16 protein-coding genes are annotated in these 20,418 nt (G+C 38.4%); 12 read left to right on the plus strand and 4 right to left on the minus strand.

What is annotated here, in order from left to right:
• Positions 1-12 precede the first annotated feature (12 nt).
• The 3 genes from CIN_RS00080 to atpC are packed head-to-tail and all read left to right on the plus strand — an operon-like array spanning position 13 to position 2,917.
• The gene (locus CIN_RS00080; protein ID WP_008853004.1) at positions 13-930 is read left to right on the plus strand and encodes a F0F1 ATP synthase subunit gamma; all 918 of its coding nucleotides are present in this window, start codon (positions 13-15) and stop codon (positions 928-930) included.
• Between the two features lie 35 nt (positions 931-965).
• Positions 966-2,468 (plus strand): F0F1 ATP synthase subunit beta, encoded by a 1,503-nt coding sequence (gene atpD, locus CIN_RS00085; protein WP_008853005.1) that lies wholly within the window; start codon positions 966-968, stop codon positions 2,466-2,468.
• A gap of 32 nt (positions 2,469-2,500) precedes the next feature.
• Positions 2,501-2,917: an ATP synthase F1 subunit epsilon gene (atpC, locus tag CIN_RS00090; protein WP_008853006.1), complete on the plus strand. Its 417-nt coding sequence runs from the start codon at positions 2,501-2,503 to the stop codon at positions 2,915-2,917.
• Positions 2,918-2,947: 30 nt separating this feature from the next.
• On the opposite strand, the gene queF is transcribed toward atpC, so the two are convergent.
• Positions 2,948-3,415: a preQ(1) synthase gene (gene queF, locus CIN_RS00095; RefSeq protein ID WP_008853007.1), complete on the minus strand. Its 468-nt coding sequence runs from the start codon at positions 3,413-3,415 to the stop codon at positions 2,948-2,950.
• 109 nt (positions 3,416-3,524) lie between these two features.
• On the opposite strand from queF, the gene CIN_RS11235 reads away from it, so the two are divergent.
• The 3 genes from CIN_RS11235 (at position 3,525) to CIN_RS00110 (ending at position 6,262) form a co-directional block, all read left to right on the plus strand.
• Positions 3,525-4,352, plus strand: a complete 828-nt coding sequence (locus CIN_RS11235) for a glycosyltransferase family 32 protein (RefSeq protein ID WP_008853008.1) — start codon at positions 3,525-3,527, stop codon at positions 4,350-4,352.
• A 73-nt stretch (positions 4,353-4,425) separates the two neighbouring features.
• The gene (gene rnd / locus CIN_RS00105; RefSeq protein ID WP_008853009.1) at positions 4,426-5,601 is read left to right on the plus strand and encodes a ribonuclease D; all 1,176 of its coding nucleotides are present in this window, start codon (positions 4,426-4,428) and stop codon (positions 5,599-5,601) included.
• A gap of 67 nt (positions 5,602-5,668) precedes the next feature.
• Positions 5,669-6,262 carry a GcrA family cell cycle regulator gene (locus tag CIN_RS00110; RefSeq protein WP_008853010.1) on the plus strand — a complete coding sequence of 198 codons (594 nt, stop codon included), beginning with the start codon at positions 5,669-5,671 and terminating at the stop codon, positions 6,260-6,262.
• Positions 6,263-6,322: 60 nt separating this feature from the next.
• On the opposite strand, the gene CIN_RS11240 is transcribed toward CIN_RS00110, so the two are convergent.
• A complete protein-coding gene (locus CIN_RS11240; protein WP_008853011.1) occupies positions 6,323-6,859 on the minus strand; it encodes a bactofilin family protein in 537 nt (178 codons plus the stop codon).
• Between the two features lie 275 nt (positions 6,860-7,134).
• Here CIN_RS11240 and CIN_RS00120 point away from each other — a divergent pair, with 275 nt between their 5' ends.
• The 3 genes from CIN_RS00120 (at position 7,135) to CIN_RS00130 (ending at position 10,694) form a co-directional block, all read left to right on the plus strand.
• A complete protein-coding gene (locus tag CIN_RS00120) occupies positions 7,135-8,157 on the plus strand; it encodes an adenosine kinase (RefSeq protein ID WP_008853012.1) in 1,023 nt (340 codons plus the stop codon).
• Between the two features lie 113 nt (positions 8,158-8,270).
• The gene (gene typA / locus CIN_RS00125; protein ID WP_008853013.1) at positions 8,271-10,091 is read left to right on the plus strand and encodes a translational GTPase TypA; all 1,821 of its coding nucleotides are present in this window, start codon (positions 8,271-8,273) and stop codon (positions 10,089-10,091) included.
• A 309-nt stretch (positions 10,092-10,400) separates the two neighbouring features.
• Positions 10,401-10,694: a hypothetical protein gene (locus tag CIN_RS00130; protein WP_008853014.1), complete on the plus strand. Its 294-nt coding sequence runs from the start codon at positions 10,401-10,403 to the stop codon at positions 10,692-10,694.
• Positions 10,695-10,873: 179 nt separating this feature from the next.
• Here CIN_RS00130 and alr read toward each other — a convergent pair whose 3' ends face one another.
• Together alr and CIN_RS00140 are read right to left on the minus strand one after the other, a co-directional pair.
• Positions 10,874-12,010 carry an alanine racemase gene (gene alr, locus CIN_RS00135; RefSeq protein ID WP_008853015.1) on the minus strand — a complete coding sequence of 379 codons (1,137 nt, stop codon included), beginning with the start codon at positions 12,008-12,010 and terminating at the stop codon, positions 10,874-10,876.
• 20 nt (positions 12,011-12,030) lie between these two features.
• Positions 12,031-13,050 (minus strand): NAD(P)/FAD-dependent oxidoreductase, encoded by a 1,020-nt coding sequence (locus tag CIN_RS00140; protein WP_008853016.1) that lies wholly within the window; start codon positions 13,048-13,050, stop codon positions 12,031-12,033.
• Between the two features lie 221 nt (positions 13,051-13,271).
• On the opposite strand from CIN_RS00140, the gene tsaE reads away from it, so the two are divergent.
• From tsaE to addA, 3 genes are read left to right on the plus strand one after another with little or no spacing between them, the layout of a single operon-like run.
• A complete protein-coding gene (gene tsaE, locus CIN_RS00145; protein WP_008853017.1) occupies positions 13,272-13,721 on the plus strand; it encodes a tRNA (adenosine(37)-N6)-threonylcarbamoyltransferase complex ATPase subunit type 1 TsaE in 450 nt (149 codons plus the stop codon).
• 48 nt (positions 13,722-13,769) lie between these two features.
• Positions 13,770-16,817, plus strand: a complete 3,048-nt coding sequence (gene addB, locus CIN_RS00150; protein WP_040363609.1) for a double-strand break repair protein AddB — start codon at positions 13,770-13,772, stop codon at positions 16,815-16,817.
• Positions 16,817-20,380, plus strand: a complete 3,564-nt coding sequence (addA, locus tag CIN_RS00155) for a double-strand break repair helicase AddA (RefSeq protein WP_008853019.1) — start codon at positions 16,817-16,819, stop codon at positions 20,378-20,380. Before addB ends, addA begins: the two co-directional genes overlap by 1 nt.
• The last annotated feature ends 38 nt before the right edge of the window (positions 20,381-20,418 follow it).

Genomic DNA, 20,418 nt, shown 5'->3' on the forward strand with positions numbered 1-20,418 from the left:
GGGAGCGTCATTATGGCTTCTTTAAAGGAATTGCGTGCACGAATTAGCAGCGTCAAATCAACCAAAAAAATTACCAGTGCTATGAAAATGGTTGCTGCGGCAAAGATGCATCGTGCGGAAAAGCGTTCACGTGAATCAAAGCCTTTTGCAACAACTATGCAACGTATTTTGGTTAACTTAAAAGAATCTCTTGGTGATCGTCCTGGTTTGCCAACCTTGTTGTCAGGCACAGGAAAGCAAGATCTTCATTTGGTTATTCCGATGAGCAGTGATCGTGGTTTAGCAGGTGGATTTAACGGGAATATTAATCGTACAACACGTAACTTTGTTGAAAAACTTCTTAAAGAAGGAAAAAACGTAAAGATATGTCCAGTTGGATTTAAAACTTATGTTTATTTCCGTGGTGAATATCCTGATTTAGTTGTTGGGCCAGAAGGTGGAGATCATCGTTTGGGTAATGTGACTTTTGACACTGCTGAGCAGATTGCCAGTTATGTTGAAAAATTGTTACAAGATCAACAATGTGATGTTTGTACTGTGATTTACAACCAGTTTAAGAATGTAATGTTGCAAGTTCCAACAGAATTACAGTTAATTCCTTTGAGTATTGCCGTTAGTGAAAAGAAAGATGAAACGCTGGACGATAAATTAGCAGTTCGTCAAGAGCAATCACAAGCTGAATATCTGTTTGAACCAGAACCAGAAGAAGTATTGCATCGCTTGCTTCCTCAAAATTTACGGGTTCAGCTATTTTCAGCAATGTTGGAAACCAATGCTGGAGAGCAAGGTGCTCGTATGACTGCTATGGATAGTGCAACGCGTAATGCAGGTAAAGCAATTGATAAGTTAAGCTTGTATTACAACCGTACTCGTCAAGCGAATATTACGAATGAACTTACCGAGGTTATATCAGGTGCAAATGCTGCCTGATTGTTATAATTATTCTGCTAGGAGCTGACCTTATTATGTCGGAAACCGCAATTGAAGAAAAAAACGCAGCAACAACTGATTCATCTGCGGGGAATCAAGCTGCTTCAAAAAGTAATTCTGTAGGTCGCATCACCGAAGTTAAAGGTGCTGTGGTTGACGTACAATTTACAGGTGAATTGCCTTATATTTTGAACGCATTAACTTGTAAAGTTGGCGATCGTAATCTGGTCTTAGAAGTTGCACAAGAAATTGGTGATAACCAAGTTCGTTGTATTGCAATGGATTCTACAGACGGTATGGTTCGTGGAATGGAAGTTGCTGATACAGGACATCAAATTCGTATGCCTGTAGGTAACGAAACATTGGGTCGTATTTTGAATGTTATTGGTGAACCTATTGATGAAAAAGGCCCAGTAAACGCAAAACATTACTCTCCAATTCATCGTGAAGCACCTTCTTTTGAAGAACAAGGCGATGCAACAGAAATCCTTGAAACAGGGATTAAAGTTGTTGATTTACTCTGCCCATATTTGCGTGGTGGTAAAATCGGTTTGTTCGGTGGTGCGGGTGTTGGTAAAACCGTTTTGATTCAAGAGTTGATTAACAATATTGCAATGGGGCATGGTGGTGTGTCTGTGTTTGCTGGTGTTGGTGAAAGAACTCGTGAAGGTAACGATTTGTATCATGAAATGATTGATGCTGGCGTTATTAAAGTTGACGGTAATAACACAGAAGGTTCAAAAGTTGCTTTGGTTTATGGGCAAATGAATGAACCTCCTGGGGCTCGTGCTCGTGTTGCTTTATCTGGCTTGACGGTTGCTGAACATTTCCGTGACGAAGCTGGGCAAGACGTATTGTTCTTCGTGGATAATATTTTCCGTTTTACTCAAGCTGGTTCCGAAGTATCTGCGTTGTTGGGTCGTATCCCTTCAGCTGTGGGATATCAGCCAACATTGGCGACTGAAATGGGTAACTTGCAAGAACGTATTACCTCTACGAAAAAAGGGTCTATTACTTCTGTGCAAGCGATTTATGTGCCTGCTGATGATTTGACCGATCCTGCACCTGCAACAACGTTTGCCCATTTGGATGCAACAACGGTGTTGAACCGTGCAATTTCTGAATTGGGAATTTATCCTGCGGTTGATCCTTTGGATTCAACTTCTCGTTCTTTGGATCCTAATATTGTGGGTGAAGAACATTATGAAGTTGCTCGTAAAGTTCAACAAATTCTTCAAAATTACAAATCATTGCAAGATATTATTGCGATTTTGGGTATGGATGAGCTCTCAGAAGAAGATAAAAAAGTTGTTGCACGCGCACGTCGTATTCAACGCTTTCTTTCTCAGCCTTTCCATGTTGCTGAAGTCTTTACAGGGATGTCTGGTAAACTGGTTCCAGTTAAAGATACCGTGCGTTCATTTAAAGAGATCATAGATGGTAAGCATGATGATTTGCCAGAAGGCGCTTTCTATATGGTAGGAACCATTGATGAAGCTGTTGCAAAGGCAGAAAAAATGAAACAAGACGCTAAATAAGTCGTTTTGTATAGCTGTAAAGGAAGGCAGTAATGTCGATACAACTTGAAATTGTTAGTCCAGAAAAAGTTGTTGTGTCTCAACAAGTCGATATGGCTGTTTTGCCCGGTTTAGAAGGTGATATTGCTGCAATGGAAGGTCATGTTCCTATGATCTTCCTTCTTCGTGGAGGTGTTATTCATCTTTATGAAGGCAATAAAATAATAGATAGTTTCTTTGTGGAAAGCGGATTTGCTGAAATGAAAGAAACGCAATGCACAGTTCTTGCTAAAGAAGTCAAAAAGTTGGATGAGTTATCTGAAGAGGTAGCGACGAAACGTTTGGCTGATTTAGAAGCAAGCTTCCAAGAAGCTGCGAAGGGTAATGATGCTGAGAAACAACGTGAGCTGACTGACGAAATGCAAAATGCTCGGGTTATGCTAGAGTTAGCTACCTCCGTAAAGAAGTAGCCAAACTGATCAATTGAGGAAGGTAAGAAATTATCTTCCTCTATATGATGGAACCTCTTGCTCTGGGATCCATACTTTTTTAGGTGGCGTATCTGTTTGCCAGAAAACATCAATCGGCATTCCACCTCTTGGATACCAATATCCACCAATTCTTAACCATTTAGGTTTTAATAATTTTACGATTGTTGATGCAATTTCTATTGTGCATGCTTCGTGAAAAGAACCATGGTTACGAAAGCTTGATAAGTATAATTTTAAAGATTTGCTTTCAACAATCCACTTTCCAGGAATATAATCAATTACAAGATGTGCAAAGTCTGGTTGTCCTGTAATCGGGCAAAGAGATGTGAATTCTGGCGCAGTGAAGCGAATAGTATAATCATATTCTTGATAAGGCGCAGGAACACGTTCCAGTTTTGCTTCTTCTGGAGATTGTGGTAAAGGGCTGTTTTGTCCCAATTGGGTCAGATGTTTTTTTAAATCAGATGGTTCAGACATAATCTTATATTCATTGTTAAGGTAAGGTTATTATTCAATTGCTAGTATAAATTGAACTTTAAAAATATTCTATCTTAATATAGGTCGATCAAAGGAAAAGAATCAGAAGATGTTTACAAAAGAAGAAAAAGAAAAAGCGCAATATTTTAAATTTTCTTTACATCCTTTAGAGGAATTAGAATATTTTCTAAAACCTCGTTTTTTGTCTGTAATTGATCAGGATACTTCTTTAAATAACACGAAAATCTTGCAAACGATGATTCCTAAACAGATTTTATTATTTTGGCATGATGCAATACCTTCGGGTGAGGTTCAAAAATCCATTGATAAAATCCGTCAATATAATGATGGTTATCAAGTCATACTATTTAATGAGCAGTCAGCAGGTGAGTTTATTCAACGACATTACGGGCAAGATCTTTATCGTTTATATGAGCGTCGTTGTGTACATCCTTCAATGAAATCGGATTTGTTCCGTATGTGCTATTTAGCACTGAATGGTGGGGTCTATGTTGATATCGATATTAACTGTCATCATTCTTTAAAAGAAATTTTTAATACTTATTCTTTTGATTGTTTTTTGTTTTTTTCTAGAGGAAAACCTTGTTGTATTGATAATGATTTTATTGTTTGTCAGCCAAATAATCCGATTATTTTAGCAAGTATCGAAAAAATAAGAGAAAATTTAACAATAGAGCGTAGTTTTTCTAGCGTTTGGGAATGTACAGGTCCTGGTGCTGTGTCAATGGCAGTGTTAGAGTTATTAATGCAAAAAATTTTATCTGATAATGAAGAAAAAAGTCCATTAGGTGGATTGTTGCTTGTGTGTCATGATTTAGCAAAACGTGCTTATGGTCACGTAGAGATGGAATATAAAAAAACTGCAGCAGGAAATTGGCGTTCTTTTCATTTTCCACGTCAATTATATCAATTATAGGATAAAAAAGAGTATTGAAGAAAAGAAAAATATGATATTTTTCTTTTTTTAGAGAGAGTTATACAATAAATATATGAGCAATTTGCAAAAATTTTCTAAGCCTGTGATGATTATAGATAATAGATCATTACAACAAATGGTTGCCTCTTTGTTGAGTGAAGCGTTCGTAACGATGGATACTGAATTCGTTCGAGAAAAGACCTATTGGCCAGAGTTGTGTTTGATACAAATCGCAGGAAAAGGTAATGTTTATTTATTAGATGCCTTAGCAAAAGATATTGATTTATCTTTGTTACTTCCTTTATTATCAGCACCATCGGTGACAAAGATTTTTCATGCTGCGCAACAAGATTTAGAAATTTTTTTACATTTATTTGGAAAATTACCAACACCTGTATTTGATACGCAGGTCGCTGCAATGGTGGCCGGATTTGGTAATCAAATAGGTTATGATAGTTTAGTCGATTCGTTATTAGGTGTTGCTATTGATAAGTCTCATCGTTTTAGTGATTGGGCGATGCGTCCTTTGACTGCTGCACAACAACACTACGCAGCAGCGGATGTGACTTATTTATGGGATGTTTATCAGGTTTTATTAAATAAACTGCATCAGACCAAGCGTTTTAGTTGGGTTGCTTCAGAAATAGAAGTTTTGTCAGATCCTAATTTCTTTTTACCACCTTTAGATAAAATATGGAAAAGACTACGTCCGAAAACAAATAATCGTCGTGTTTTAGGTTGCTTATATGCAATTATTCAATGGCGTGAAGAAGAAGCACAAAAATTAAATATTCCAAGACAACATTTGGTTAGGGATGAAAGTTTGTTGGCGATTGCAGCAGCATTACCTGACAGTGTAAAGGCGCTATCACGTATTCGTGGTGTTTCTCAAGGATTTGCTGATGGTAAAGAGGGGGGGGCATTATTAACGGTTATAAAAGCAGTTAAGAATACAGAGGTTGATTTATTACCATTACCGATTTCAGCGGATCAACCAAAGAAAAAGCCTTCAGAAGCAATAGTTTCTTTGTTAAAGGTCTTGTTACAAGCGAAATGTGAGCTATATCAAGTAGCTCCTAAGTTAGTTATTGATAGTAAAGATATAGAAAATTTAGCGCTAGGAAAAACCGACTTGCCTGTATTAACAGGATGGAGGCGTGACGTATTTGGGCAAGATGCGATTGATCTGTGTAATGGAAAGCTCATTTTAGGGGTTCAAGATCAAAAAATAGAATTAATAAAACGCTAATTGAGTTGCAGATATAGAATAGTTAATTGTATAAAACGATATTGATAATAAAGGGATAGTAAGATTTATGGAGTGGACGGAAGAAATTGTAGCCAAGCTGCGTGAGTTATGGACACAAGGATTATCTACTGCTGAAATTGGACGACATTTAAATGTTACAAAGAATGCAGTTGTGGGTAAGGCACATCGTTTAGGGTTAGAAGGTAGACCTTCACCGATTCGCAGAGCTGTAGTGAAAAAAGAAAAGGTAGTATCTGCAAAAGTAGAGGTGAAAGAAGAAACCAAGCCTGTAGAGAAGGTTGTAAGGACTGAAAAAGCTGTCGCGAAACCTAAAGCTGATAAATTGGATAAAGTCGAAAAAGTAAAAGTTGCACCTATTGCTGGTTCTAGCAAAACTATAGAAGTTAAGCAGTTGGACATGATGGCTGCGGCTGTTAAAAAAGAAGCTAAACCTGTTAAGAAAGCAAAAATTGAGTTCTCAACACCAGTTGAGCTACCCAAACGACGTTCTTTGTCTGATTGTTGTTGGCCTATTGGTGATCCTGGTACAAAAGATTTTCATTTTTGTGGTGCGAAAGCAATTCCAGGTAAACCTTATTGCTTAGAACATGTGCAAATTGCTTACGTAAAACTAAGGGATCGTAAAGGGAACGCAGCTTAAGTAATATATTGTTTTTGTCTCTTTGAGTGATGAGTTTCAGAGAGACAAAAATAATAATGATTAGTCTATTGGTTTATCAGTTGTTTTAAGAAGTTCTTCAGCAATAGAATTCTCTTGGATATTTTTTATTTCCTGTTCTGAAACAGGATGTGTTGTTTTAAGTTTGTCTGAGGTAATCATTTCAATTTGACCTGTGATTTGCCCACCATCTTCTACTTTTAGACGGCGACATTTTGCTTGGCCAATTAAACGACCAGTTGCAGTCACAATTAAATTTCCTTGAGCGGTAATGTTACCTTCAAGAGTTCCTGTAATTTCGATATCTTGAGTATCTACTTCGCCGTTTAAAATACCGTTTTTTTGGATGATAATTTTTTTAGTTTTAATTGTTTGGGTTTCAAGAGTCCCTTCAACAATTAATGTTTCAACATCTTCTAGTGTCCCTTGGATACGAATACCTTGTCCAATCACTAAGCTCCGACGATGGGATGCTGTATCGTGATGGCTAGTGCTACTATAAGATCTCTCCGTATTTGGGAGAAGTGTATTGCGATTAATTAATTTTTTCTCCAATGTTGGGGGTAAGTTATTTTTCATCAGGATAAGGCCTTTATTGTGATTGGGAATAAAATAAATATTGTATGATGATAAAGCTGTTTTTTTAAAACACTAACTTTCATATAGTAGATCAATGTTAAAATTGTAAATCATAATTAATAAATATATATATCAATGGATATGATTTGTGTTGGCTTTCGTAATGATAGCAAAGAAAAGTTGTCAAATTTTTACTGTTTTGAACAAGAAAAATTAGTTTATGTCAAGAATGTACGGCATATTAGGATTATAGAGTAAGGACTAATAAAGAGAAAATGAGAAGTTTTAGAGAAATTTTAACCCGTAAAAAAGCAAATGATGCAGAGTTTGATATTGCAGGTATTGGTAATGCGATTGTTGATGTTCTTGTGCAAGTCGATTCGAGCTTTTTAGAAAAACAAAATATGGTTCCCGGCACAATGGCATTGATTGATGCCAAGCGTGTTAAAGAATTAAAAGCATTAGTTAAGCCAGAAAAAGAAATGAGTGGTGGCTCTGTAGCGAATACGTGTTTTGTGGCAGCGTTGATGGGGGCAAAAGCTGCGTATTTGGGTAAGGTAGCTGATGATGCTCTTGGAAAAAGGTTTGCAGAAGATATTAGGCAAGGCGGCGTACATTTTCCATCACAGCCTTTAAAAGGGCATTCTGACTTATATACTGCATGTTCAGTGATCTTTGTAACGCCTGATGCACAACGTACGATGAATACGTATTTAGGCGCTTGTACTCAGTTTAAACCTGAAGATGTGATTGCAGAAGTCATTAGTGCATCAAAAGTAACCTTCTTAGAAGGATATTTATTTGATGGTGAGTTAGCTCAAAAAGCATTTTATCAAGCGGCTGATATCGCGCATAATGCAAATAAAACGGTTGCATTGAGCTTATCTGATCCTTTTTGTGTGAAGCGTCACTTGGAAGCATTTAAAGACTTTGTATCGACACGTGTAGATATGGTTTTTGCGAATGAAGCTGAAATTTGTGCTTTATATGAAACAGAAGACTTTGAAATAGCGATTACGAAAGCTGCTAAGGATGCGCCTATTGTCGTTGTAACACGCGGAGAAAAAGGAAGTGTGATTATTGCTGATAATGAGCGAATAGAGGTTGCTTGTGTTCCTACGGTTGTTGTAGATACTACGGGAGCGGGGGATGCGTATGTTGCTGGATTCTTGGCAGGCTGGACAACAGATCGCACTTATGCAGAGTGTGGACGTTTGGGAAGTGTGATTGCTTCTGAAGTTATTTCTCACTTTGGTGCTAGACCATTACCTGAATTAAAAGAAGTAATGAACTTTTAAAAGATAAAGTTAGCTTGTCCTATCGAGAGATAGTCGATAAAGATAACTTCTAAGATAACTCTATGCTGTTGATCGGTATAGAGATTTAATTTATTTGGAGAAAATAGAGTATTATGAAAATCCGTAACATTGCCATTATTGCACACGTTGACCATGGCAAGACAACACTAGTAGATCAGTTACTACAACAATCTGGAACTTTTCGTGAGAATCAACATGTTGTTGAACGTGCGATGGATAGTAATGATTTAGAACGTGAACGTGGTATTACAATTTTGGCAAAATGTACATCTGTTGTTTGGAATGATGTACGGATTAATATTATTGATACCCCAGGCCATGCTGACTTCGGTGGTGAAGTTGAACGTATTTTGTCAATGGTGGATGGTGCTGTTGTATTGGTCGATGCTGCTGAAGGTGCATTGCCACAAACAAAATTCGTGGTTGCTAAAGCATTAAAACGTGGATTACGTCCAATCGTTGTTGTGAATAAAGTGGATCGTTCTGATGCACGTGCTGATGAAGTGCATGATGAAGTATTCGATTTGTTTGCTGCTCAAGGTGCAAATGATGAGCAACTTGATTTCCCAATGCTTTATGCATCTGGTCGTCAAGGATGGGCAGATTACGTTGTTGAAGGTCATAAAGAAGATTTAAGCTCTTTATTTGATTTGATTGTTAAGCATGTGCCTGCTCCAAATGTAAATAAAGATGCTCCTTTTGCAATGGTTGCTAGTATTCTAGAATATGACAACTTCTTAGGTCGTATTTTGACTGGTCGCGTAGAGCATGGAACAGCAAAAGTAAATATGCCAGTTCGTGTATTACGTACCGATGGAACCATTGTTGAAACCGGTCGTATTAGTAAATTGTTGGCATTCCGTGGCTTGGAACGCGTTCCTGTTGATGAAGTTCAAGCTGGGGATATCGTTGCGATTGCTGGTCTTTCCGATGCAACCGTTTCTGAAACTATTGCTTCTCCTGAAGTAACAGAAGCATTACACGCAGATCCAATCGATCCACCAACATTGTCTATGACTTTCCGTATTAATGATGGTCCTTTGGGCGGTCGTGAAGGAAAGAAAGTGACGTCTCGTCAGATTCGTGAACGTTTATTCCGTGAAGTTGAAAGTAACGTTGCGATTAAAGTAACTGATAGTAATGAAACTGATGCGTTTGAAGTCGCAGGTCGTGGGGAATTACAATTGGGTGTGTTAATTGAAACCATGCGTCGCGAAGGGTTTGAGTTAACAATTGGTCGTCCAAAAGTATTAACACGTATTAACGAAGAAACTGGTGAAAAAGAAGAACCATACGAAGAAGTGTTGGTTGATGTTGATGAGCCTTATTCTGGCGTTGTTGTTGAAAAATTATCAGTGCGTAAAGGGGTCATGCAAGACATGAATCCATCCGGTGGTGGTAAAGTTCGATTGACATTTTCGATTCCATCACGAGGATTAATTGGATATCATAATGAGTTCTTAACAGATACTCGTGGTACTGGGATTATGAACCGTCTATTCTCAGGATACGGTCCATGGGCAGGTGCAATTCCTGGTCGTCGTAATGGATCATTAATTTCTGCTGAAGATGGTGTTGCGGTTCAGTATTCTTTATTCTCTTTACAAGACCGTGGGACTTTATTCGTCAGTAATGGTGAAAAAGTTTATGTTGGTATGATTTTGGGTGAGCATTCTCGTGAAAATGATTTGGATGTTAATCCAGTTAGAGAAAAGAAATTAACTAATATCCGTGCCGCAGGTAAAGATGAAGCTTTATTGTTAGTTCCACCTCGTAAAATGTCTTTGGAACAAGCAATTGCTTATATTGAAGATGATGAGTTGGTTGAAGTGACTCCATCAGCAGTACGTATTCGTAAGCTTTATTTGAATCCACATGATCGTAAAAAGAATTCTCGCCAAAAAAGTGCTTAATTCTTGTAACTAAATGTAAAAAGGCCACCTTAATTCATTTTAAGGTGGCCTTTTTTGTAACAAATTGTATAATACTAACTCTATGCTTTTACTGGTTTTTTATACATTGTGACCGAAATATGCCATTTTCTATCTTTTAAAGGTGGCAGTGAAAGATATAATCAGACCAAAATATGGCGATTATGTAAAAAATTGTAACAAAATCAAAATTTAAATATAAGACATGTCAAAAACATTGTGTTAGCTTTTACTCATGTCGAAACAACATACGTTTTCGATCCTGTTATTTCTAAATTATGGTGATATAAAATGAAATTATTTTCTACTCTTTCAACAGTTCTTTCAACTGTAGCTGTTTTAGCTTTCGCTGCTCCTGCATTCGCTCAAGAAGCTCCTTCAGCTCCTCCAGCAGCTCCAGCACAAGGTGCTCCAGCTCCAGAAGGTCATGGTCCACAAGGTCCAGCAGCAGGTGAACATCATGGTAAACCAGCTCATCATGGTAAAAAAGCTCACCAAGGTAAAAAAGCTCACCATGGTAAACCAGCTCATCATGGTAAAAAAGGCCCAGGTGCTGAACAAGCTCCAGCTCCAGAAGCAAACTAATTCTAGCTTCTCATAAGTAGTTTTCAGAGAGAGAGAGATAGTGGTTTCACTATCTCTCTTTTTTTATGGAATGGTATATAAAAAATAGAAATGCAGATGCTTTATAAAATGCATATCATTTTTGTTAGGTTATATTTATTCTATTTTAGTAAATATAGAATAAGCGTCTTTGTAATGCTTTAAAAACCTTTATAAATACGATGATAGCGATTCCCTAAAGCGGTTAAGATTTCGTATCCAATAGTTTCTGCTTGTGGTGCAATTTGATCAATAGGGCAGCGATCCCCGATCATTTCAATACTATCGCCGACTTGAATTGCAGATTCTGGTAAATCTGTAATATCAATACATAGAGAATCCATTGATACGCGCCCGAGTAAGGCAAGAGGAATATTAGGAAAATCTGGACTAATTGCAGATATTTTATGGCTAAAAGCACGAAAGAAACCATCAGCATAACCAATAGAGATTAAAGCCAGTCTCATCGCTTTGGGTGTTGTAAAGGTTGCTCCATATCCAATAAATGCTCCTTTAGGAACGTGACGTGTTTGAATAATTTTCCCTCGTAGAGAAATAACATTTTGCATAGGATTGGGCTGGTTTGCTGTTGGGTTGCCACCATAGAGGGCTACTCCTGGTCGTACGATATCAAAATGCCAATCATTCCCTAAGAAAATACCACTAGAAGCTGCTAGACTCGAACGAGTGTTGGGGACTAACTGTTTCAAAGTTTGAAATTGTTTTAATTGATGCTGATTTGCAGGATGATTCGGTGTATCTCCGCAAGCTAAGTGACTCATGACGAGTGTTGGTTGGAAAATATCCCAATTGATATGTTGGAGTTGATCGATTTCGTCGTGGCCGATTCCAAATCTGGACATGCCTGTATCAAATTGTATGCCAGCAGAATAAGAAACCTGATGATCTTTACATAATGAAGACCATCTTTGTAATTGATTGATATCATTTAGAATCGGGGTTAGGTGGTGTTCTAGGAAAAGCGATTCTGTTTGGTGTGGAAGGCCATGTAATACATAGATAGGATATTCTTTTCCTAAAATACTTCTTAGTGCGATTCCTTCATCAAGATGCGCGACAAAAAACTCCTTGCATCCTGCTTTGGCTAATGCTTTGGCAACAGGGATCATTCCTAAAGAATAGGCGTCTGCTTTAACAACTGCTCCGCATTGTGCGGGGGCAACCTTTTTTTGTAAATAATGATAATTCTGTACAATTGCAGAAAGATCAATATGTAGTTCAGCCCCGGCATGTTTTGTAAATAAAGTGGGATCAACAAAAGGATATGGTTGTGACATGCAAACGCCTTTAATTTAGGTTATTGGCCAGGAATTCCTTGCGTGGTGGAATGTTCAAAATGAAGTGCCATATCTGGATAAACAACAGCATGTGCAGCATGTGCAGCCATTGCACATTCGCTGAATCCTTGAAGGATTAGTTTTAATTTGCCAGGATATTGTGCAATATCGCCAATGGCGTAAATGCCTTCTTTGCTGGTTTGTAATGTTGCTTGATGTACAGGAATACGACCTTGATTGGTTTCAATACCCCAAGATTGTAATGGGCCCAGATCTGTTGTTAAACCAAAGAAAGCCAAGAGATGATCTGCTTTTAAGTGTTGCACTTCACCATCTAAAGAGATTACATCCACGTGGCTTAAGCTACCTTGCTCGCCATGGAGTTGATGAAGTTGATAAGGGACGAGTTTTTTGATTTTTTGCTCAGCAATGGCAGCATCCAAACGACATAGGCTTTCTGGAGCAGCACGGAAACGATCTCTGCGATGAACGAGGGAAATAGAATTCGCTTTGTCTTTTAATGCTAAAGCCCAATCAACAGCAGAGTCACCACCGCCTGCAATGACGATATCTTTGCCAATGAATTGATCACTATATCGAACATAATAATGAATATTTCCAGCCTGTTCAAATTGTTCGATATTTTCTAAAGGGGGACGATTAGGACCAAATGAGCCGGCACCTGCAGCAATAATGACTGCTTTTGTATGGATTTCATCCCCTTTGTGGGTAATCAGAGTAAAATTACCTTTTTCTCCTTTAAGGGTAGTGACTGTTTTTGAAAGGAGACGAGGCACAGAAAATGGCTCGATTTGCTTCTCGAGAGAATCAATTAAGGCTTGTGCGGTAATTGAAGGATGTGCAGGAATGTCATAAATAGGTTTTTCTGGGTATAAAGCTGAACATTGTCCTCCTACATGTTCCAATGTATCAATCAGGACACAAGTCATTTTTAACATACTGCATTCAAATGCAGCAAATAACCCTGTGGGACCTGCACCAATAATGGCAACATCGGTAGAGATGGATGATTTTGTCATAGCTTTTGACCCTTAATGATTCACCGTAAAAATATTGTGGTTTTGGTATTTATTTTTAAAAGCGCAATATACTGTATCATAATGGTTTTATAAATAACTTCCCTTTGTAATATAATATGTATAACACCATTTTATAAAGAATAAGCAACTCTATATGCTAAAAGATAAAGAAAATTATAGCATCGGATTAAAGTAAGCTGCTGGATAAAGGGATTTAAAAGATGGAAGAGTTACTCTATGCATTGCCAGATTTAGAGGCAACAGAGGCATTAGCGCAAAAAATTGCACAACATATTCGCAAACAAGATTCTATCTTATTATTTGGCCCTTTAGGCGTTGGAAAAACTTCTTTGGCGCGTGCATTATTAAGAGCGGTGTGTAAAGATCCAGACATGGAAGTGCCTAGTCCTTCTTTTACGTTAGTACAGCAATATGACATCTCTGACTTTTCTTTGTATCATTATGACTTATGGCGTTTGCAAGATGAGGAAGAGTTAATAGAGCTTGATTGGGATGATGCCAGAGAAGGAGTGACCTTGGTCGAGTGGCCAGAAAGATTAGGCAGCTTATTACCAGAAGATAGCTTGCAAATTCATCTTTCGATTCAGTCAGAGACAATGCGACAAGCAAAATTAATCGGTTGGAAAGATCGTTTATCTTTGTTGCCATGACAATATAAGAATTTTTGGTTTTTGGTAAAATAGGGAAAAAATAGCAGCATGAATGTAATCTCTATACCGTTTAATATGCCATTTTTAGAAATCTTGGCAAAGCGCTGGATCAATGCAGCACAAGATCAACCGGATATGATCCGTCAAGGTATGATTCTGGTTCCTAACCAAAGAACCGTGAAAGCTTTAATTGATACTTTTTTAAGGATTACCAAAGGAAAACCTATTTTACTTCCTCGAATTATATCGATTGGGGCAATTGATGAATCGGCTTTGATTTTAAAAGGCGATCATGCTTTTGCACTGCCTCCTGCAGTTGATCCTATTTTGCGCACTTCTGTATTAACCAAGCTGATTATGAAAATGGATCAGTCTTTGGAACATAAAGAACAAGCCGGAGAAATATGGAAGTTGGCATGTTCTTTGACGGAGTTAATGGATGAGGCAGAATGGGCTGATTGTTCTTTAAAAGAGGCTTTGCCAAAAGCAGTTGAGGGAGAATATGCACAGCATTGGCAAAACATTCTGCAATTTTTAAGTATTATTACAGAAATCTGGCCGCAGTGGTTACTGGATAATCAAGTGATGAATCCTGTTGCTCGTAAAGTAGCATTACTGCGTATACAAGCAAAATATTGGCAAGAATTTGGGGTTGCTGCATCGATATGGGCTGTTGGATTTATTGATGCTCGTCCTGCGGTGGTGGAATTGCTTTCTTCTATTATCAATCTTCCTAATGGAAAATTGATTGTGACGGGAGTACAAGAGGATTTGCCTGAAGAGATTTGGAATAATCTCGCATTAACGCATCCTTATGCCGAAATGGCAAAAATGTTCGTAGCTCTGGGGATTCAACGCTCTAAGATTCAGTATTGGTCAGAAGAACAGTTCCTTGTGCCACATGAACGAGTGGAGGCTTTTCAACAAACCTTATTGCCTGCGGAGTTACTTGATCAGTGGCTCATAGGACAAGATTCGGTTACTTTGCCCGATTGTTATTTATCTGAACCCACCGATCAACAGCAAGAAGCAGTTTCTATTGCATTAATGATTCGTGATGCTTTGGAGCAACCTGAAAAAAGAGTAGCATTGGTAACGCCTGATCGAAACCTAGCAATGCGCGTTGCATTAGAGCTAGGACGTTGGGGGATTATTGCAGATGACAGTGCGGGGGAGCCTTTATATAAAACACCAGCAGCAATTCTGTTAAGTCTGGTCGTCAGGGCATGTATAGAGAAATTCACGCCAGTTTCGTTACTTGCTTTGTTAAAACATCCTTTTGTTTGTTGTGGGTATGCGCATAGAACTTGTCGTGAATATACACGTTTATTAGAAGTGAATATTTTACGACAATTTGCAGCTTCAGGTTTGGAAACAATTGGATATGCCACTCGTCAGAGAATTGCAGAGCTTGAGCTCACACATCCAGAACATTTAGGCGAACAGTCAGTACAATTTATATCGCATGCTTATGAAATTCTGAATCTCATCCATTTACTCGAAAAATTAATTGCGCCTTTATTAGTGGGCAATTATAAACGTCCTCTGGATCAGTGGGCCATTGCATTAGTCGAAGTTGTTGAATCTTTAACTTCGAATAGTGAACAGGCAGGCGAAGATGTGTTATGGACAGCCGAAGAGGGGAATGCTCTGGCTGAGCATTTGCGGAATTTAATCGCTGAAGCACAAATCCTGACAGATATTACGTTACAAGAATTCGAAGGGATTTTAAACGCATCTTATACAGGGATGATTGTGCATACACGTCGTGTTTTACGTGGGCGTAAAGATAAAGAACTTCATCCCAGAGTTTATATTTGGGGATTGATTGAAGCACGCTTGCAAGTCGTTGACATGGTTATTTTAGGGGGATTATCCGAAGGGGTATGGCCACCTGTAATTGATTCTGGTCCTTGGATTAGTCGACCAATGCGTAGTAAAATAGGTATTCCCTTGCCAGATGCAGAAGTTGGACGTTCTGCTTATGACTTTATGTTAATTTGTTGCTCGGTTTCAGAAATTATATTGTCTGTGCCTTTGCAAAGGGATAATGCCCCTGTTGTACCTTCTCGTTGGATTACGCGATTAAAGGCATGGTTAAAAGGGCGACAAGGAACTATTGCTGCACATCCAGCCCTCCAATGGGCAAAATTATTAGATCAACCCAAGGGGGCAGCACAACCTGTTCCTGCACCACGGCCCACGCCGCCTTTGAAATGGCGACCTAAAACGATTTCGATTACTGATGTTGAATATTGGTTAAAAGACCCTTACGAGATTTATGCAAAACGGATTTTAAAGCTTAGGAAAATTGTAGGACTTGAAGAAGATCGCTCTGCCAGTATTTTTGGGAATGTGGTTCACGAAGGTTTAAAAAAAGCGTATCAACAAATTGGCTGGGATGAACAAGTTATCAAGGATTGTATGATCCAAGCGCTGGAAGAGCGTCGTGATATTATTCCTTCTATGTGTGAATGGTGGCGATCCAGAGTGTTGAAGATCGCAGAATGGGTATATGTAGAAGAGCAAATAAGACGGGATCAAAAGAATTTTGGCCGTGTTTATTCGGAAATCTCTGGTTCTTATGATTTTTCACAAGAGGCAGGAATTCCATTTACGTTGCGTGGAATTGCAGATCGTATTGATTTTAATTATGATGGCACGATTGAAATATTTGATTATAAAACAGGTCAAGCACCTTCTATTACTAGTGTAAAAAATGGTTCTGCTCCCCAATTACCCTTAGAAGCTGCGATGATTTATCGTGGTGCTTTTGGTCAAAATCTTTCTGATCGAATTATTACTCAGCTTTATTATTGGAAGCTGAAAGGGGGATTGGACAATGATGAGCAAATTAAAATTGCCAAGAAAACTTCCGAAGTAACAATGGAAAATGAGATTTATTTTTTATCTCAACTTTATTGGGAATCTTTGATTCGTTTGATTAAACAATATAATGATCCGAAACAGCCTTATTTATCTCGTCCTCGCCCTCATTTATTTGATAAATCTGCAAGCGGTGGCATTCCAAGATTTGGTGATTATGCACATCTGGCTAGAGTATTGGAGTGGAGCTCTATGGCGGGGGAAGAGTAATGCAATTAGAATTGTTAATGAATACTCCTGTTGATGAAGCGAATGCCCAACAACGATTGGCATCAACACCCACGATTTCCGTCTTTGTGTCTGCTTCGGCGGGGAGTGGTAAAACAAAATTATTGGTTGACCGTTTATTACGCCTGATGCTGCCCAGAAAAGGGCGAGATGGTCAGTTGCAGCCAGGAACACACCCACAAAAAATCCAATGTTTGACTTATTCCAAAGCAGCAGCTGCGGAAATGGCTATTCGTTTACAGCGTAAATTAAGTGAATGGGTTGGATATTCAGAGCAAGAACTCGATCAAGCTTTACTTGATTTGGAGATCGAACCCAACGAAGCAATGCGTAAAGCAGCACGTGCTTTGTTTGCTCAAGTCTTAGATTTACCAGGGGGTATGCGAATTGAAACCAATCATGCCTTTTGTCAATCGATCTTACAGCGTTTTCCTTTAGAAGCTTCGATTAGTCCTCAGTTTAAAATTATTGAGGAGGGGGACAATATTCTTGCGTTTAAACGTGCGTTTGATGAAAAAATTCATCTTGCGTCAGAACAAGATATTCAACTGTTAAGTCCCATTGTAAGTAGTCAGAATTTCTTAGAGATTTTACAAGAGTTACAACAAAATCAACGTTTTTTACCGCCTGTGTTTCGATTAATAGAAGAGGGAGATTTTTCGTTATATTTGCGTCAGCTCTTGCAACTATCCTGTTCGAGTAGAGAGGAATATTTACACTCTGTTTGTCAAGAATGGCGAGATGAAACGGGGTTTAAAGCGTATTTACAACAAGCAGTTGAGGCAAACTCTAAGAAATTACAAGATATTGGTAAAGCTGTATTAGAATGGCTGTCTTATCCTACAAAACAACGGATTGAGACATGGGAAGTTTTTACGGGTTGTTTTTTGACGCAAAAAAATGAACTGAAATCGATTAAAGGAAATAAAACAGATAATCCAGATATCGCGCCTTATTTGATTGAGCAAGGGCAATATGTTTTGGATGTCATCGGTCGATTAAATATTTATACGGTTTATGAATATACAATGGCATTAATGAATGTCTTTGCACCGATTTGGCAACGTTATCAAGAGATTAAACGAACTCAAGGTGCTTTATATTATAATGATTTGATTGCTTATACATTGACGTTATTGGATGACCCTGGCTCTGCTTGGGTGTTATATAAACTTGATGGTGGGTTAGATCATATCTTATTGGATGAAGTGCAGGATAACTCTGCGGAACAATGGAAAATCGCTGCGGATTTATCGACAGAGTTTTTCTCTGGTATCGGGCGAGATGAAGATCAACCACACCCCAGAACCGTTTTTGCGGTGGGGGATTACAAGCAATCTATTTATTCTTTCCAAGGTGCGAAACCTCAAGAGTTCTTGCATTGGCATAAAGTATTTAAACAAACCGTATTACACGCTGATCAATTATGGGAAGATCCCCAATTACGTGTATCCTTTCGATCCAGCCAAATCATTTTAGATTTTGTAGATCATGTTTTTGATCCTAAACAAGATCTGAAAGGGTTATCTGGCGGTGGTGCAGAAAATCAATTTTCAGCACACCGTTCTGCAAGAATGGAAGCACCTGGACGAGTTGACATTTGGCCGTTAACGCGTATTGATGCGTTGGATAAAGAAGAGGAAATGGTGTTATGGCAACCTCTGAAAGAAAATCAAAAGCATCAAAGCGCAGAGCTCATTTTAGCTGAAACATTAGCGGATTGGATTTCTAAACAAATTGGTAAAGTGCCTCCTTATGGTGGAAAGCCTATTCACGCTGGAGATATTTTAATTTTAATTCGAAAAAGATCGGTGTTTTCTAAGGCTTTGATTCGTTCATTAAAATCAAAAAATATTCCTTTGGCGAATTTGGTTAAAACACAACTATTGGATCAATTGGCGGTTCAAGATTTGTTGGTTTTATGTGAGGTTTTGCTATTGCCTCAAGATGATCTGTCGCTCGCTTGTGTATTAAAATCTCCGTTATGTGGGTTGAATGAAGAAAGTTTGATGGAGCTTGCTGCACCAAGGAAAAATGGTCAAAGCCTTTGGGGAGCTTTGTTTATCAGGCACAAAGAAAGACCAGATTGGACAGCGTCATGGAAAATGTTGTCCAGTTTATTTTTAAGGATTGATTATGTAACGCCTTATGCTTTGTTGGTAGAGATTTTAGGGGAGCATCAAGGTCGAACAAGATTATTGGCACGATTAGGTGGTGAAGCAATTGAGGCGATTGATGAGTTATTATCTCAAGCCTTACAATATGAAACGCTGCATACCCCCTCTTTGCAAGGTTTTTTATATTGGTTAAAGCAATCCGAACGAATGATTAAAAATGAAGCCGAATCTACGGTGGATATGGTTCGGATTATGACAGTGCATGGAGCAAAGGGATTACAAGGACGTTTGGTAATCCTGCCTGACACGATGAATGCTGCCTCAAAACAAGGAGGGTTTCAATCAGACAAGGTATTGATTTGGAAAAAAGATCCTTCTTTAGGATTAACTGTGCCTTTATATATTCCACAAAAGCAGTTTGATATTGCGGAAAGCCAATTGGATAAAGAAGCAAAAAAACAAAGCGATGAAGCGGAAAATAATCGTTTACTGTATGTGGCCTTAACCAGAGCCAGTGAGTGGTTATTGATTTGTGGTTGGCAAAAACCAACAGGCGAGCATAAAGGGGTGGAAGATCTTCCCATAGGGAATTGGTATAAACATAGTGTATCTGCATTGCGTGAATTAAGAGCGTATTCGCGGGATTTTTCTGGGGGATGGGAAGGCGAGCATCTCTGGATTGAGCAAAAATTAGTTGCTTCCCACAAAGAGGATAAAGCGAAGCAAGAGTCACACAAAACAAAACCTACAGTTGCTTTGCCAGTATGGATGGGACAAGAAGAAGGTTGGGTTGCAAAACCACTTGCATCAGAAAAATTACCAGCAACACATTTAGCCCCCAGTCGTCCAGAAGGAATAGAAATGGGAGATGTTCCGACGGTTATTTCCCCTTTACAAACCAAAGCAAAAAGAGATCCTTTATACCGAGGGCGTTTAGTGCATCAGCTTTTGCAGTATTTACCTGATTGCCAACAAGAAAAACGTGCAGATATTGCTTTGCATTGGTTAACACCTCTTGAAGGACAATTTTCGTCTAAAGAAATACAGTATTTAGTTAAGCAAGTATTGCAGATTATAGAGCATCCTTTGTTATGTGCTTTATTTGATGCAGAGAGCTTGGTGGAGCAGCCTTTAGTTGGAACGGTCAATAGTGTTGTTGTAACAGGTCAAATTGATCGGATGCGTATATTACCAGATCAGATTTTGTTATGTGATTTTAAATCAGGTCGTAAAATTCCAGATCAACCAGAAGATGTGCCTGTTATTTATTTAAAACAGATGTCAGCTTATTGGGCATTATTAAAATTATTATATCCTCATCATCAGATTAAACCTCTGATTGTTTGGACTGATGCTGCGCGAATTATGTTCTTACCTGAGGAATTATTAGTGAATTATATTCCAAGTGCGAAAGATAATCTTTCTTGATTTCGAAATAGTCGGTATTATGTATATGTTAATGAATT

This window comes from Commensalibacter intestini A911, from assembly GCF_000231445.1.
GTDB classification, from domain to species: Bacteria; Pseudomonadota; Alphaproteobacteria; order Acetobacterales; family Acetobacteraceae; genus Commensalibacter; species Commensalibacter intestini.

What these genes read in the sequence shown, in the direction of transcription:
- CIN_RS00080 (WP_008853004.1), top strand. Translation starts at nt 13, where the DNA reads ATGGCTTCTTTAAAGGAATTGCGTGCACGAATTAGCAGCGTCAAATCA.
- atpD (WP_008853005.1), top strand. Translation starts at nt 966, where the DNA reads ATGTCGGAAACCGCAATTGAAGAAAAAAACGCAGCAACAACTGATTCA.
- atpC (WP_008853006.1), top strand. Translation starts at nt 2,501, where the DNA reads ATGTCGATACAACTTGAAATTGTTAGTCCAGAAAAAGTTGTTGTGTCT.
- queF (WP_008853007.1), bottom strand. Translation starts at nt 3,415, where the DNA reads ATGTCTGAACCATCTGATTTAAAAAAACATCTGACCCAATTGGGACAA.
- CIN_RS11235 (WP_008853008.1), top strand. Translation starts at nt 3,525, where the DNA reads ATGTTTACAAAAGAAGAAAAAGAAAAAGCGCAATATTTTAAATTTTCT.
- rnd (WP_008853009.1), top strand. Translation starts at nt 4,426, where the DNA reads ATGAGCAATTTGCAAAAATTTTCTAAGCCTGTGATGATTATAGATAAT.
- CIN_RS00110 (WP_008853010.1), top strand. Translation starts at nt 5,669, where the DNA reads ATGGAGTGGACGGAAGAAATTGTAGCCAAGCTGCGTGAGTTATGGACA.
- CIN_RS11240 (WP_008853011.1), bottom strand. Translation starts at nt 6,859, where the DNA reads ATGAAAAATAACTTACCCCCAACATTGGAGAAAAAATTAATTAATCGC.
- CIN_RS00120 (WP_008853012.1), top strand. Translation starts at nt 7,135, where the DNA reads ATGAGAAGTTTTAGAGAAATTTTAACCCGTAAAAAAGCAAATGATGCA.
- typA (WP_008853013.1), top strand. Translation starts at nt 8,271, where the DNA reads ATGAAAATCCGTAACATTGCCATTATTGCACACGTTGACCATGGCAAG.
- CIN_RS00130 (WP_008853014.1), top strand. Translation starts at nt 10,401, where the DNA reads ATGAAATTATTTTCTACTCTTTCAACAGTTCTTTCAACTGTAGCTGTT.
- alr (WP_008853015.1), bottom strand. Translation starts at nt 12,010, where the DNA reads ATGTCACAACCATATCCTTTTGTTGATCCCACTTTATTTACAAAACAT.
- CIN_RS00140 (WP_008853016.1), bottom strand. Translation starts at nt 13,050, where the DNA reads ATGACAAAATCATCCATCTCTACCGATGTTGCCATTATTGGTGCAGGT.
- tsaE (WP_008853017.1), top strand. Translation starts at nt 13,272, where the DNA reads ATGGAAGAGTTACTCTATGCATTGCCAGATTTAGAGGCAACAGAGGCA.
- addB (WP_040363609.1), top strand. Translation starts at nt 13,770, where the DNA reads ATGAATGTAATCTCTATACCGTTTAATATGCCATTTTTAGAAATCTTG.
- addA (WP_008853019.1), top strand. Translation starts at nt 16,817, where the DNA reads ATGCAATTAGAATTGTTAATGAATACTCCTGTTGATGAAGCGAATGCC.